Raw genomic sequence first — 15273 nt, forward strand, 5'->3', positions numbered from 1 at the left:
ACTAACGCCGTGAGGTGATGTTGTCGGATTCGTTATTGTGACTGGCGGGCAACAGAGGTGGCGCCTGACAGTAACCCGAAAATAACACTCTGTTTACGTGATTAATACAGGGTGACAAACGCCCAGGAAACCCGGGGATCGTAATTCTGAACTGAAACGCTTCAGCAAGGGGTTTTGTAACTAAAATTCTCGCAAAATCAATGAATCAGGCAATTATTGCGGTAGTGAGGAGTTTTCGATCCATGCCTGATTGAATCGGGTCAGAGGCAGCGCTTCAGCATACAGATAGCCCTGTCCGATAGAGATGCCGCGCGCCAGCAGCCAGTCACGTTGTTCTGCTGTCTCCACGCCTTCGGCAATCACCTCCAGATGGATAATCTCGGCGATGGCCGCCACGATGCAGACCATGGTGTCGTCATGCGGCAGCGCCGCCACGAAGCTGCGATCCATCTTCAGCTTGTTAACCGGCAACGCTTTCAGCTGATGGAGGTAGTTAAGGTTGGAGTAGCCCATGCCGAAATCGTCCAGAGCCACGGCTACGCCGGTCTGCTGCAACATCCGCAGCATCGATATCGCCTGTTCAGCATCATCAAGCTGAGCCGTTTCTGTCACTTCCAGCACGAAGGTGCCAGGTGCGATGCGGTGGCGCGTCAGCAGGGATTGCAGATGAGAGACCACGCCCGTGTCACGCAGTTGCACAGCGGAAATATTCACACTCAGCGGCAACATAATGCCCTGTCGCTGCCAGCCTGCCAGAATGCGGCACGCCTCTTCAAACACCCAGCGGCCAATCGCGCTAATCACGCCAATCTCTTCGGCACTGGCAATAAACTCTTCGGTCAGACCGTAGCTGCCGTCTGGCTGGCGCATACGCAGCAGCGCTTCCGCGCCGACTAACGTGCCGGTGCGCATATCGACCTGCGGTTGCAGATAGAGGGCGAACTGCTCATTGTGCAGCCCCTGCAGAATGTCATGCTCCTGGGTCAGACGTTTTTGCGCGCGCTCGGTTAACGCGGCGTCAAAGAACAGGATCTGATTTTTGCCCTGATGACGGGCCGACATCATCGCTGAGGTCGCGCGGCCAAGCAGATCACTGGCGCTCAGCGGCTGATCATCGCGCAGCGCCAGACCAATGCTGACGTTAGGACGCAGCTGCAGCTGATAAAGGTTGACCGGCTGATTAAGGCGAATCATCAGGTTACGGGCCAGACGCAGGGCGCGGAACGGATTGCTGGCACGCTTCATTAACAGAACAAAGTCGCTGGTCCCGGTCTGCGCCAGCAGAGTATGGTCATCCAGCGTATTACGGATCTTCTCCACCAGCGTCAGCATCAGCGTATCGCGCTGCTCATCGCTTAATACGCCGTTGGCTTCCTGCAGGGTTTCAATGCGGATCACCATCAGCCCCAGCGGCTGTTCCGGGCTGCTCATGAACTGCTCGACCAGCGCCAGAAACAGGGTACGGTTGGGCAGATCGGTCACGGGAAAATGGGTGGTCAGCCGGCTCATCTCATCATGTATCGACTCCAGCACCTGCTGATTGCGGTTGTAGCTGCGGATCAGCATGCCGATTTCATCATCGCGGTGGCTCTGCGGCAGTGACAGCTTATGCGTCAGAATCGACTGCGGCGGCAGCTCCTGCAGCTCCCGCGAGAGATTGCGCAGCGGATGCACCACCAGCCGGTTGATACACCAGCTGATCGCCACTGACAGGATCAGTGCCAGCAGCAGATAGGTGATAATCATGGTCGAGAGCGTGCTGAGAATAAACTGGTAGACGCGCGTCGAGTTAGCCTGCAGCACCAGATAGGCCAGCGGTTTCGGCATCCCGGTATTTTCCACTGAATAGAGCGGCAGGGTAATCTGCACCGGCAGCTCAAACAGTCGCGCCACCAGACGCGGCACCGGTTTCTCCGTTTCGAAGTCGGCATGCAGAGCCTGAAACGCATTCGGCAGCACCACATCGGCGCGCGATAAAATACCGGCAGGTTTCAGTGAATGGAGAATGCGTTCGGCCTGAGAAATATCGGCGCGCAGTACCGCTTCCGACAGCGGCTGGCGGACGGTGTGTGCGATATTCTCCATCTGCTGGGCGTAGTCAATCCTGCGCTGCTGCACAAAATGAAACAGTTGGATGACGATAAAGATGCTGATGGTGATAACCGCAACCAGCGAAACTGTCGCCATCTGCTTTATCGTAAGTGACCGGCTTACGCGCAAAAATATTCTCCTGACGATGAAAAAAGCCCAGATAGCAGACAGTACAATGCCCGCCAGTATATCCCATAAACTGACTTTTTTACCGTCTGAAAAGTCCGGCTTTTTCCCGGTCGGGATTATTTAAAATCCGCGTAAGGGGTCAGCGGATGTGGCGGCATATCCAGATCCCCTTCCCAGCCTGCGGCAGAGTAACGCACGTAGATAAGCCCGTGGCTTGGGGTATAGTCTTTTGCCTGTTGAATATCGACGCCCACCCCGATAAACCAGTCGGGTGTGATACGACGTTCAACCACGCCCTGCAGCGTATACCCCGTGCCGCTGCCGGTGCTGCTGGCGGAAACGGGATTGCTGGCAAGGGTAAAGCCGGGATTGACCGGATAGCGCTGCTGCGCATCGGTTTTCGAATGTGACCAGGAAACCGAGCCGCCCAGGTCGAACGACCAGTTTTCTGTCCGCTGTCGCCAGGTGACCGGCACGGAAAAGGAGAGATACTGCTGCGGACTGTAGTAGCCGCCCTGACCGAAGGTGTAATCGCTGAGATCCTTCTGATAGTGCCAGAGCATACTGTTAAGCCCGACGGTGGCCCGGCGATTATCGCTATTAATGAGCTTGTAGTAGTAGCCGGCCATTAAGCGCTCGCGACTGTTATCCGCAACGTTTTTACCGGTGATCTGATGCGCGCTGATGTCGCCCCAGACACCGTGTGCGCCGCCCTGATCGTAACTCAGCCCGATGCTGCCACCCGTTGCCACTACGCCGCCCCAGCTTTTTCCACCGTTGGCTGATGGATCGCGCGCGCCCGCGTAGGAAAGCAGCGAACTGGCGATCGGCCGTCGCGAGGCGGTCAGCGTCACGCCAAGATCCCTGACGTCAGTTTTCCAGCTCAGTCCGCCGGTCCAGTTGGTCACCTCAAAGCCCAGCGGCGTGGTACCCAGATCCGCTGACCAGCGGTCATTATGCCAGCCGACGCCCAGCGCAGTGCCCTCGGCGCGCTGACTGGCATCGCGGCTGCATCCGCCGGAACTGGCGTCGTCGCAGCTACCAAACTGCTCGTCGAAGCTGCCGTTGCGGGTGGTAAAACTTCCTGCCGAGACGTCCACCTGGTCGAGACGGAAAAAGCCGCGTCCGTCGGCAAACGGACTTTCCGCCTGCAGCATGGTGGTATGGGCAGTAAAGTCGGAGACCCCAGCCGTACCCTTATTGCGCGAATAGTCCTGCTGCACCGTCAGCGTGGTCTCACGCTGACGATAGAGATCTGCGGTGTCGCTGCGAATACTGCGCTTCAGCCAGTCATCCTGTTCCTGAGAGCGTGTCGCGCGGCTGATACTTTCGCCGCTGCCGATACCGCTGGCCGTCATCGCCTGACGATAATCCGCCAGCGCGATCTCTGGCTGCTGCGCGCGCTCCAGCCGTGCCGCATCACGAAACACCAGTGCCTTATCCTGTGATGGCGGCAGTGACGCAGCGCGCTGCTTCAGGCTGGCAAAGCGCACGGCAGCCTGCGTGGTTTCGCCCACCGCCTGCCATGCCAGCGCGGCGCGGCGATCGGCATTAAGAGTATTGGCCTGGGCTGGCTGCTGCTCAAGTGCCTGCCGTGCTTCGCTGTTGCGCTGGAGGGCAACCAGCGCTTCGATTCGTCCCAGCGCTGCGTCGCTGTTGTCAGCTTCACCTGACAGCACCTGCTGATAGATCTCCAGAGCCTGCTGCGCGTCCCCGCGAGCCAGCGCCCAGTCGGCCAGCGTCAGGTCGCGTCGGCTGGAAACCGGCTGCTGGTAAAGCAGCGTCACCGCTGCCCGCTCCTGCCCTGACGCACGAAGCGCTTCGGCGCTGGCAAAAATTTTATCCTGCCCGAGCCGGTCAGCCAGCTCATGCATATTGCTGTTCCACTGCGTTTCAGGCAGGCGATGCAGCGTTGCCAGTGCGGCGTCATCATTATCCCGGCTGGAAAGGTAGAGCGCGGCGGCGTAGAGCGCGGTCGCATCACCGGGATGCTGCTGTTGCAGCGTCGCGATCTGCGCATCCGCCTGTTGGGTGGCCCCACCGTCGCGTAGCGCGCTCGCCAGCCGATAACTCAGCCAGACGTCATCCGGCTGCAGCGCCAGCGCCGCCCGATACTTCTCTGCCGCCTGCGGCCATTTATTCTGCCGGGCGAGCGCATCGGCCTCGGCGCGCAGGCTGTCACTGCGCAACGCGCGCAACGTTCCCGCCATCTCGCGCTGCTGCCCGGCGGGTAGCGTACTGATAAACTGCATTACGCGGGCAGGCGACTCGGCCTGATAAAGCCCGGCCAGGCGACGCACGGTGGTCGTGTTGGTCGCGTCAAGCCGCAGCGCATGCTGCCAGAACAGTTCGGCACCTGCCGCATCTTTGCGCGCCATCGCCACATCGCCCAGGCCAATCAGGGCATAACTGTCGGTGCTATCAATTTTCTGTGCGGCGCGGTAAGCGCGTTCGGCTCCCTCAACGTCATGCTGCGCCAGCGCCTTGTCGCCCTGTTCGACCGCCAGCCAGTAACGGTTAGTCTGCAGCAGTGACTGCCATTTGCCGATCAGCGTACTCTGCTTGCCCGCCTCAACGGCGCGTTCCAGCCAGAGCACCGCCACATCACGATGGCCGGCGCGTGCCTGAGTCTGCCCCATTGCACCCATCAATTCGGCGTCGTTGGGGTTATCCTTCAGTGCCCGGCTAAGCGCTGCCATCGCATTATTCACATCGCCCGCCTCGACCAGCGCCAGGCCACGCATCCGCTCGCGATAGGCGGGATCGGCGAGCTGCGCCTGCTGCTTCGCCAGCACATCCGCGCCCTGCTGGTGTGCGTCGCCGTCGGTAAAAACAGCCAGGTAGGCGTTTAACTGCGCCACGCTGCTGTCACTGACCGGCTGATCGTTGATTTGCTGCAGCCAGAGATCGGCGGCAGCGGCGCGTCCGCCGTTGCTGTTTGCCAGCTTTTTCAACTGCGCTATCGCCTGCTCCGGCTGCTGTTGATCAAATGCCATGCGTGCAATTTGCAGCTCAACCCCGATATTGCCCGGGTAGCGCTGCTCCAGCGCCTGCAGCTGCTGGTAAGCGACGCTCTCCTGACCGGGAGTGCGTGCCAGCAGCCGCCAGTATTCCAGCGCCGTGTTCGCATCCGGAAAAACCCCTCCGAACAACGCGTCGTAAGCACTTTTCGCCTCCGCCAGGCGCCCCGAGGTGGCGAGCAGGCGCGCCTGCTGCAGCTGCTGCCGCCCATCCGACGACATCAGCGTCAGGCCGACGGCGGATTCACGCGTCGCGGCGGAGTCGGGCGCAACCTTTTTCAGCTGCTCCAGCAGCATCTGCGCTTTAGGGATATCGCCCTGACGCAGCGCCAGCCGCAGGCGAGCCGCCAGCACCTGCGGATTATCGGGATCGATCTTCTCAAGCCGGTAGAGCGATTGCTGCACCAGATCATATTTGTTGGTCGACTCGCCGGTGCGTACCTGTGACAGCAACCATTCGACCGGCGACACCTCCGATCCGTCGACCGGTGCAGCCAGCCCCGGCAGCGCACTCAGTGCGCCGAGCAGCATGCCTGCCCGCAGCACCTGTGCGTTATTCATCTTCATCCAGTAAACGACGACGGGTAATAATTCGCATCAGACGCCAGGTCATCAGCGCAAACAGCACCACTACAAAGAGTGCGCAGAGTGCCAGCCAGAAGGGATGGACGGAGAGTAGCGACCAGAGACGCTCCCACCACGGCAGATGACCAACGTAGTAGCTCTCTCCCACGCGCAGACTGTTAACCCCTGACTCGCGGATCACCACGGTGGAGCCAGACATCGTGCCACGCTTGCCGCTGTCACCCATCGCCTCGTTGAGCAACTGCCAGCTACGCGGCGTGCCATCGGCGAGCAACGCGACAACGCTGCGCTGATCGTAAAAAGGTGACTGGAAGCCAATCACCGTTGCCAGCGGGCCGCGGGAGCTGATAGTCGTCGTGCTTTCTGCCGCCTGCTCGCGCTGACTTTGCGGGTTCACTTCCGGAGTGATTTGTCGCACAGGCTCTTTCAGCCAGCTGGCGGTGGCGTCGACCAGCGCGGGGATCCGCTGGTCATCCTGAAGATCTTTGGGGATGACGCCGATCATCAGCAGATCCACATCCTGCTTCTTCGCCGTGGCCCAGTCATCGGTCAACTGAACGCGCAGCGCCGGATAGCCGGTTTGCGCCCCCATATTGCCCAACGTATTCAGCAGCGTACTGACCTGCTCTGCATCGGGTTTTGGCGGCATCAGTACCAGGGTTTGCGCCAGATCGGCGTAGCGGCTGAACGGAAAGCCCGCATTCGCCCAGGCGCGCAGCGACGGCATTTCGATGTAGTGGCGATAGCCGGAAAAATCGATGCTGGAATTGTCGTCCACCACCACATGATGCGTTATCGGCGTTGCGGTTTCACAGCGTCCATCCGCGTTGCCGCTGATGGTGATGTTGGCGTAATCAAAATCGAAGCGCAGCTGATTCACCACCCCGAGGCGCAGCGCCGGAATCAGCAGCTCATGGCTCTTGTCCAGCATTCCCTGAATCAGCGGAATATGCAGCAGCTGCTGACCCGTAGTATTTTTCGGCGGCAGCGGATAATCCTGAATGAACTGATTATTCAGGTTGACCGCCAGCCGTGAGCCATCCGACTGGAAAGGCGCGGTATAGCGATAGCTCAGATCCATGTCGATACCGCGCGCGCGAACCAGGAAGAGATCGGGCGGCAGATTGAGGGTCAGGCTGACGGGATTAGGCTGCACCCCATCAGACTGCAACTGATTCTCATATTGCGTCAGTTCGGCGAAAGTGGTGCGGCGATCGGTCCGCACCCAGTTAGGGGCGTCATAGGCCTGGCGCGGGGAGAGCAGCTTAACGCTGTCGATGGTTGAGATATCGCCGCGCAGCAGCAGCTCACCCTGGGCAATACCCTGAACCGCCGTCAGCAGGTCCTCATCGTTGCGTCCCAGAATCAGCAGCATTTTTTCATACGGATTATCGGGCTGGCTGACAATCTCTACTGTGGGTTTTGTCACCGGCGGCAGATCTTTCAGGAAATCCGGGCGCGCTTCGTTGGTGGCAAACACCACCGCATGCTGCTGTTGCGGCAGCTGGTTATACAGCACCGGGAAACGCTGCCCGCGCCAGCCCGTTTTGCTGCCAAACCAGGAAGCAAGAATGGCGGCAGCCCGCTGCTGCGTGACATCCGGCTGGGCGCTGAACACCATCGGCAGGGTCAGCGGTCGCGTATCCCGCGAATCAAAAAAGGGTTCCGGGAAGTGGGAGAGGTCATTTTTCAGCGGCAGTTTTTGCAGCGTCAGATCGATGCCGCTCTGTTTGCCGATATCCAGCCAGATTGCGCTATTGGCAGGATTTTCACAGACGTTGGCGTAGTGGCCCACCAGCTCGAAACGCACGCGGTTAAAGTCGGCAATGTAGCGCGGATCGATCGACAGCTGCGTCTGGATCTCTTTACCCAGCTGTTCCGGCGTCAGGGTAATCAGACCGACCAGCTCATCATTGAGATAAATCTTCAGCTGCGACAGCGTCGGCAGCAGTGCGGGCGAAGGCCGAAAGCTGAGGTTCAGCAACGCGCGCGTCACCACCTCATCGCTGCGCACACCGAACTCAATCTGTCCGGTAGTGCGGGTGCCACGCAGCGTCATGCTGCCAGGCGGCGGTGCCAGCTGGGCAAAGCTCAGCTGGCTGTTCCGCAGCGGCGCGCCGCTATCCTGCGGTAAAGATTGCACAGGCGTTACACCATTGATGTTTGCGGGCGCGTCCTCCTGCGCGGCGGCACAGCTTAACGTTGCACTGCCCAGCAGCAGAGCGGCAAACCACCTGTTTACTCTCGGTATCGTCATATCATCAACTCAATGCGTTTTTTGAAGCTGGCACACGTCCGATGCCTTGCGGCAACAGCGAAGCCAGCCAGCTCACCCCAACGGTAAGCAGGTTAAACAGCCGACGTAACTGCGGCGGGCCATATTCCGCCAGGCGCAGGTAACCTTTGAAACCGAGGATCATGATATCGGCGAGGCTCTGGACCGGTTTATCTTCCGGAAAACCGTCCTGCCACAGCGCCCAGGTATCGGCGCGGGCGAAGGTACACTGGATAAATTCAATATGCTGCTGAGTGGTCAGTTGATGGAGACGCACGCCAGCCCGGTGGCCAAAGACACGCTGCACCTGGCACGGGAAGCTGAACTCCTGCTGTCCACGACGCAGCAGCAGCCACACTTTTTCATTCTCCCGCAGCGCATCCGGCTCGCGCATCTCCAGCCCGACGCCGCCGTCAGAGTAGTCACGCAGCGTACAGGGCAGCATATGACCATCTTCGCGTGCAATGGCGGCCGGCATGGCGATCTCCACCCGGTGCGCCTCACGGATCTGCCGTGCTTCAACCGAAACCGCTACCGCACCGCCAAGAATAATCATGTTGTAGAGCACCCAAATCAGGCTCACCCATACCGTCAGTACCTCATTGGCCGGACCGTGCCGCATGCGCCAGAACGCCATCAAAACCCCTGCGAGGTTGAGCAGCACCAGCAGCATATAGGGCTTGGTTATCACCCAGTCCAGATGCTCCTCCTCTACCAGCCCGCCTTTTGCGGTGACGTTAAACTTCCCTTTATGAGGATTGAACAGCGCCACGGTGGTAGGCCGGGCGATATACCAGGCCAGCACCGTCTCGTAGACCTCGCTCCAGAAAGAGTGTCGCCAGCGTCCCTGAATACGCGAGTTGGTGAGGCTGGTATGCAGCATATGGGGCAAAACATAAATGGCGATCGCCAGCGCAGGCGCGTAGATGATGTAGGCATGACAGAGCAAAAACGCCAGCGGCGCCAGCAGGAAGACCAGCCGCGGAATGCCAGAGAGAAAGTGCAGCATGGCGTTGGCATAACAGAGCCGCTGTACCCACTTCAGCCCCTTACCAAATAGCGGGTTATCAAGGCGGAAGATCTGCACCATACCGCGTGCCCAGCGGATGCGCTGTCCGATATGCGCTGACAGACTTTCGGTCGCCAGTCCGGCCGCCTGAGGAATGCGGATGTAGGCCGAGGTGTAGCCGCGCCGGTGCAGACGCAGCGAGGTATGGGCATCTTCGGTAACGGTTTCCACCGCAATACCGCCAATTTCATCCAGTGCGCTGCGGCGCAGCACGGCGCAGGAGCCGCAGAAAAAGGTGGCGTCCCAGGTATCATTACCGTCCTGCACCAGCCCATAAAAGAGCGAACCCTCATTGGGCGTACGACGAAACCGCCCGAGATTGCGCTCAAACGGATCAGGCGAGAAGAAGTGATGCGGCGTCTGCATCATCGCCAGCCGGGGATCTTTAATAAACCAGCCCATGGTCATCTGCAAAAAGGCGCGCGTCGGCACATGGTCACAGTCGAAAATCACCACAAATTCGCTGCGGCAGTACTTTTTCAGCGCGTGATTGATATTGCCGGCCTTGGCGTGCTCATGGGTGGGACGGACGACATAGTTGATACCCACGCTGGCGGCAAAGTCGCGGAATTCCGGCCGGTCGCCGTCGTCGAGCAGATAGATATTCAGGCGGTCTTTCGGCCAGTCGATGCCCATGGCAGCGTAGATGGTGGGTCTGACCACGCTGAGCGGTTCGTTGTAGGTTGGCACCAGCAGATCGATGCCTGGCCACTGATCCCGATCGACAGGCATCGATACTGGCTGACGATTAAGCGGCCAGAGCGTCTGAAAATAGCCCAGCACCAGCACCACCCAGGCGTAGGTCTCTGCCGCAATAAGCAGCAGACCAAACACCAGACTCAGCGGATCGTCCCAGTTCAGCGTCGAGGTATAGCGCCACCAGAGGTAGCGGCACGATACGGTCAGCGACAGCACAATCAGCATCATGGTCGGGAAACGCCCCGGGATGCGTCGTACCAGCATCGCCAGACTCCAGAGCAGTACCACAAAGATAAACTGCGTCATCAGGCCAAACGGCTGGCTGATACAGAGCAGCGCCAGCAACGTGGCAAACAGGGCAGTGACGGCGAAGAGGCTGCGTCGCACCAGCGGCGACAGCCGCTTCAGCCAGTGTTCGATGCGCACATCGATTCCCTGGGTCTGTGAGTGGGCAACGGCCTTGTCCAGCCAGCGGTAGCCATGGTGGCGCCAGCCAGACAGCGCACCGAGGCCACGGAAACCGCCACGAGCGCGATCGCTCTGCGGCAGGATCACCAAAAGCCACAGCGTCTGGATCAGATAACGCAGGATATCCAGCGGTCGCGGCCGCTCCGGCGAAATGTGCGGATAGAGCCGGCGGCGCTGCTGAATAATCCGCTGCCAGCCCGGCGTTTCGAAGCGAAGCAGCATCAGGCCCAGCACCGACCAGAACAGATGGAGCGCACTGGCGAAGCGGGACGCGCCATTGCCTCGCGCGGTGGTATAGCCCCTGTGCAGCGATTGCCAGGCGGGCGCTGTTAACAGCCAGCACAACGGATTCAAGAGCTCACTCCATTCAGATTGAGCAGCAGCCAGCTTGCCAGCGTGATGATCTCTTCACTGACCAACGCATGTGGCCGGTATTCACCGACCGGCTGCTTCATCATCAGCGCTTCTGCCAGCGCCTCATCCCGGTGGATCAGCAGCGGTATCAGCGGATTCAGCGAGGCCATCCAGAGCTGATGCAGATCCTGCTGCAGACGACTGTTGGCATTAAACTGATTGATAATAAACCGGGTGCGCGCCGGAAACTGGCGCTGGCTAAGCCGTAAATGGCAATTCGCGTCTGGCTGAGTGACGCACAACAGGCTGTCCAGCGACGGATAGAGCGTTTCATGCCAGGGCAGGGTATCGGCAGGCAGATCGAAAATAATCCACTGATAGCGCGCCCGCAGGTCCGGTAATGCCTGGAGCAGCGGCGCGGCGATCGCCTCATTCTGTCTGGCAATAGTCAAAGCATGCTGATGGGAAAGCACCCCGTGAGGCAGCAAATCAGGACCATCGGGATAGCGAAACCCGCTGTGCTGCCAGTCACCGCCCTCACACAGTGCTTTCATCCAGCCATTATCCTGCTGAGCGGGCAGATTAAAATGCACGCCGAGCTGGCTGACCGGGGAGCCATCGATCAACAATACTCGTTCGCCGAGTGCCGCCAGCGCCCAGCCTAATCCGGCACAAAGAGAAGTCGTGCCGACGCCGCCCCGTACGCCCTGAAGCGCGATCTGCGGCATCAGCGATCGGTCTCAGACTGGCTGGCAAGGGTTTCCGCTAATAGCGGCCAGCGCGACACGATCGCTTTCAGGCGCTCTTCCCGCGCAATGTCGACATAGCGGAAAGAGTGCAAAGAAAACGCATCACGCAACGCACTAATATCATCCTGACGATCGCCATTAGCGGCAACAGGGTTATTGAGATTGTGGTTTTTCATTACTGTTCGCCAAAAATAAAACAACGTCACACTCAGGATGACCGACTGCGCGTACGCGTAAAGGAAAGTTGAAAAATATTTCCAGAAACGCGGCAATTGCAGAACAATGTGAGCCGGCCTGTGATTAGCAATGTTTAAATTTCTCAGGTTACATCCCGGCCTGTCTATAATAAGCTAGCCTGGACTGGAAAAATAACGAATTCAATATGAAAAATTCTTTTTCGCTGGGGCTGTTGCATGTTCAGCCTGAATTAACGGCATTGCAAACGCCTGGCTGTTATTGGGTGACCTGTGCGCGGCAGGATGACGCCCGCACTTTTATTCGACAGGTAATTTCACATCAGCAGGCCGTAACGCTGATCAGCGCTGACCAGCCGCCGCGTGATTTGCTGACGCCCGACCCACCTGGCGGACCCGATCGTATTCCGCTGTTTTCTCTTTCCAAAAGCAAAGGCAGTTTGTTGCAGCTGGAAAGTGATTTTCTGCGCACGCTCGGCAGTAAAAATGGGTTGGTGATATTTAATAGCAGCGCAGCGCAATGGGATAAGCTTGATGACGCAGAATTATCCCGCTGGATAAAGGGCATGCGTCAGACGCTGCATAAAAGAAAGCTCACCCTTTTAATCGTGACCTCCGGCACCACAATAATAAATCTGAGTAATCATCTTCAGCGTTATTTTCGTCAGCTGGATGGCGTTGCGCATTTGAGCTTTCAGCAGGATAGCTGGCAGTATCGAATTAACTGGTGGTATGCCGCGGAACGCCTGCTTGCCGATCGGGCAATACGTCTGGGCTGTGAAAATGAGCGATTTTTTACCTTAAATGAAAAGCAGGAACCGCTGAGCCTCAACGATGAGCAGCATTATCTTGCGGACAACATCGTGCTCGAGGGCGCGCCGCCGCTTTCACGCCAGTGGCAACTGTTCGAGGATAATGAGCAGGTCTGGTTGCGGGCGCAGCAGGCCAATGCCGCAACGGTGATTTTCAGCCTGACCCGCAGCGAATATATCAACGAACTGGCGAAGATGGTGCACAGCCTGCGTCGTACACGCGGCAACGGCCTGAAAATTGTGGTGCGCGAGATGGGTGCCAGCCTGCGTTATAGCGACGAACGTCTGCTGCTGGCCTGCGGTGTAAACGCCATCGTCCCGACCAACGCCACAATGTCGCGCTTTCTGACCACGCTGGAGGGCCTTCAGGGACAGGTGTTTAACCGTCGCGTTCCCGCCAGTCTTGAGGCGTTAACCGCTTCGTTGCAGCCTCTGCATGAGAAAGGCTACCTGCGTCTCGATGCCTTCTGTCAGTCAGTCGGCCAGTTGATCAGCAATACCCTGCTGCCGGAAAATGATAAGGGCCTGCTGGTCGCGTTGCGGCCTGTGCCACAGCTTAAGCCTCAGCAAATCCTGACGCTCTGTAAACCGCGCCGCTTTGGCGACCTGGTCACGGTGCTGGAAGATCGTGTCATCCTTTTCCTCTCTTCCTGCCGCTATAACGACCTTGATAAGGCATTGAAATATATCTTTTCCCTGCCTCACGACGAGCTGTTTGCTAACCGGATGGTCTGGTTTGAGGATAATCAGATCCTCGCGGAAGTCAGCAATATTAAGAAACTGACGCCGATGGCAATTCAGGATCTGGCTCCGGTATCAGAGACGGCCCGCGCCGCCGTTGAGAGCCGGCCTGAAACACATGAACGCGCTGCACCGCAGCCCATCACTTTACTGCCGGAGAACAAAGCCTGATGAATCTGATGGACTGGGTACAAATTGCGCTACTAATTCTGTTTATCCTGTTGTTTTTAAAGCCATTATATCAAAAATGGCTACCCCGTCGCTGGAACGGCATCATGAATCGTTTGTTGCCAGCGCGCGCGCTTAAATCGGAAGGTCACTGGCAGCGTCAATCCTCTGAAACGGATAGAAAAAATTAATGAATACTGATCAACCCGCGGCGGCCTCCTCTTCCCGCTTTTGGTCCTCCTGGCGCGGACTGGGCGGCTGGAATTTCTACTTTTTACTGAAGTTCGGCCTGCTGTGGTATGGCTATCTCAATTTTCACGCCCTGAGCAATCTGGTGTTTCTCGCCTGGCTGCTTTTTCCGTTACCCTCGGCGCGCCTGCATCGCATCCGCCAGTTGATCTCGATTCCGGTTGGCATCGCGCTGTTCTGGCACGACACCTGGCTGCCAGGACTCAGCAGCATACTCAGCCAGGGCGATCAGTTGGCGGGCTTCTCTGCGGCCTATCTGCTCGACCTGGCCGATCGCTTTATTAACTGGCAAATGGTGGGGGCCGCCTTTGTGCTGCTGGTTCTCTATCTGTTTGTTTCACAATGGATTCGCATCACGGTGCTGGTTTCGCTGATGCTGATCTGGCTTAACGTGCTGACGATTGCTGGCCCGGCGATGTCGCTGCTGCCGACCCGGACGGCCACGCCACAGGTCGTATTGAATCAGACACCCAGCGGCGGCCAGCCAGCCGCCACGCCGGATGGACTGGAGCAGTCTGCGCCGCCGACCAGCGCGAATCTCACCGCCTGGCTGAACCGCTTTCATGAAAGTGAACGCCAGCGCGTGACGCATTTTCCCGACAATCTGCCTGCCGATTCGCAGCCTTTCGACATCCTGGTGATCAATATCTGTTCGCTCGCCTGGTCTGATATGGATGCTTCTCAGCTGCGTAACCATCCGCTGTGGCAGCATTTCGACATCATGCTGAGCAATTACAACGCCGCAACCAGCTACAGCGGACCGGCGGGTATCCGACTGCTGCGTGCCAGTTGTGGCCAGACCTCGCATAGCGATCTCTATAAACCTGCCGATCCGCGTTGCTATCTGTTCGACAATCTGGCGAAGCTGGGCTTTAAAGAGCAGTTGATGATGGATCACACTGGGGTATTCGGTAACTACCTGAAGGAGGTGCGCGAGGGCGGCGATATTCAGGCACCGCTGATGTCACAGGCGGGTATCGCACCAGAATTGACATCATTCGACGGCTCGCCGGTATTCAACGATGCGCAACTGATGCAGCGCTGGCTGGACGACCGCAGCAAAAGCAGCGATGCACGCAGCGCCACCTTCTACAATCTGATCCCGCTGCACGACGGCACCCGTGAACTCGGCAGCACCAAAACGGCACCGTGGAAACCGCGCGCACAACTACTATTCGATCAGCTTGATGCCTTTATGACGCAGCTGGAGAAGTCGGGCCGCCGCGTCATGGTACTGGTAGTGCCCGAGCACGGTGCCGCGCTGCAGGGAGACAAAATGCAGATGTCCGGCCTGCGCGATATTCCCAGCCCGGATATTACTCACGTACCGGTGGGCATTAAGTTTGTCGGGATGAAGGCGCCGCATCAGGCTCAGCCATTGAACATTGATGCGCCGACCAGCCTGCTGGCCTTGTCAGAGATTGTGTCGCGCGTCGTAGATGGGCAGGTATTTAATGCCCCGAATGTGAATATGTCGGTGCTGACTGACAAGCTGCCACAGACGCCGGTGGTGTCGGAAAATGACGGTGCAGTGGCGATAATGTATCAGGGCAAACCCTGGATCAGGCTGAACGGCGGCGACTGGGTCGCCTATCCGCAGTAACGCGTAACCGCCGGGTTGCAGAGCCGTGACCCGGCAGTTAAAGGCGGGTCAGGCGCGGCGCCTGCTC

At 58.5% G+C, this 15273-nt stretch carries 9 protein-coding genes; 3 read left to right on the forward strand and 6 right to left on the reverse strand.

The genetic code is table 11. From position 1 onward, the window contains the following. Nucleotides 1-213: 213 nt before the first annotated feature. The 6 genes from hmsP to bcsR all read right to left on the reverse strand — a co-directional run bounded on the left by hmsP (nt 214) and on the right by bcsR (nt 11615). Nucleotides 214-2220 carry a biofilm formation regulator HmsP gene (gene hmsP / locus AFL22_RS18005; protein WP_031292605.1) on the reverse strand — a complete coding sequence of 669 codons (2007 nt, stop codon included), beginning with the start codon at nt 2218-2220 and terminating at the stop codon, nt 214-216. 116 nt (nt 2221-2336) lie between these two features. Next, nucleotides 2337-5801: a cellulose synthase complex outer membrane protein BcsC gene (gene bcsC / locus AFL22_RS18010; protein WP_052271846.1), complete on the reverse strand. Its 3465-nt coding sequence runs from the start codon at nt 5799-5801 to the stop codon at nt 2337-2339. Next, entirely contained in the window at nt 5794-8082 is a 2289-nt protein-coding gene (bcsB, locus tag AFL22_RS18015) for a cellulose biosynthesis cyclic di-GMP-binding regulatory protein BcsB (protein WP_052271847.1), read from the reverse strand. Before bcsB ends, bcsC begins: the two co-directional genes overlap by 8 nt. 4 nt (nt 8083-8086) lie before the next feature. Then, nucleotides 8087-10690 carry a UDP-forming cellulose synthase catalytic subunit gene (gene bcsA / locus AFL22_RS18020; protein ID WP_052271848.1) on the reverse strand — a complete coding sequence of 868 codons (2604 nt, stop codon included), beginning with the start codon at nt 10688-10690 and terminating at the stop codon, nt 8087-8089. Beyond that, nucleotides 10687-11418 (reverse strand): cellulose biosynthesis protein BcsQ, encoded by a 732-nt coding sequence (bcsQ, locus tag AFL22_RS18025; protein WP_050680411.1) that lies wholly within the window; start codon nt 11416-11418, stop codon nt 10687-10689. Before bcsQ ends, bcsA begins: the two co-directional genes overlap by 4 nt. After that, on the reverse strand, nt 11418-11615 hold the full coding sequence (gene bcsR / locus AFL22_RS18030; RefSeq protein ID WP_052271849.1) for a cellulose biosynthesis protein BcsR: 198 nt from the start codon (nt 11613-11615) through the stop codon (nt 11418-11420). Before bcsR ends, bcsQ begins: the two co-directional genes overlap by 1 nt. 206 nt (nt 11616-11821) lie before the next feature. Between bcsR and bcsE the strand changes: the two genes are divergently transcribed. Genes bcsE through bcsG form a run of 3 tightly spaced genes read left to right on the forward strand, consistent with a single transcriptional unit; the run spans nt 11822 to nt 15206 of the window. After that, on the forward strand, nt 11822-13357 hold the full coding sequence (gene bcsE, locus AFL22_RS18035) for a cellulose biosynthesis protein BcsE (RefSeq protein ID WP_052271850.1): 1536 nt from the start codon (nt 11822-11824) through the stop codon (nt 13355-13357). Further along, nucleotides 13357-13545, forward strand: a complete 189-nt coding sequence (bcsF, locus tag AFL22_RS18040; RefSeq protein WP_010671654.1) for a cellulose biosynthesis protein BcsF — start codon at nt 13357-13359, stop codon at nt 13543-13545. The genes bcsE and bcsF overlap by 1 nt, the downstream gene beginning before the upstream one ends. Further along, the gene (gene bcsG / locus AFL22_RS18045; RefSeq protein ID WP_052271851.1) at nt 13545-15206 is read left to right on the forward strand and encodes a cellulose biosynthesis protein BcsG; all 1662 of its coding nucleotides are present in this window, start codon (nt 13545-13547) and stop codon (nt 15204-15206) included. Before bcsF ends, bcsG begins: the two co-directional genes overlap by 1 nt. Nucleotides 15207-15273: the final 67 nt, after the last annotated feature.

Source organism: Pantoea sp. CFSAN033090, from assembly GCF_001264395.1.
In the GTDB taxonomy this organism is placed as follows: domain Bacteria; phylum Pseudomonadota; class Gammaproteobacteria; order Enterobacterales; family Enterobacteriaceae; genus Pantoea; species Pantoea agglomerans.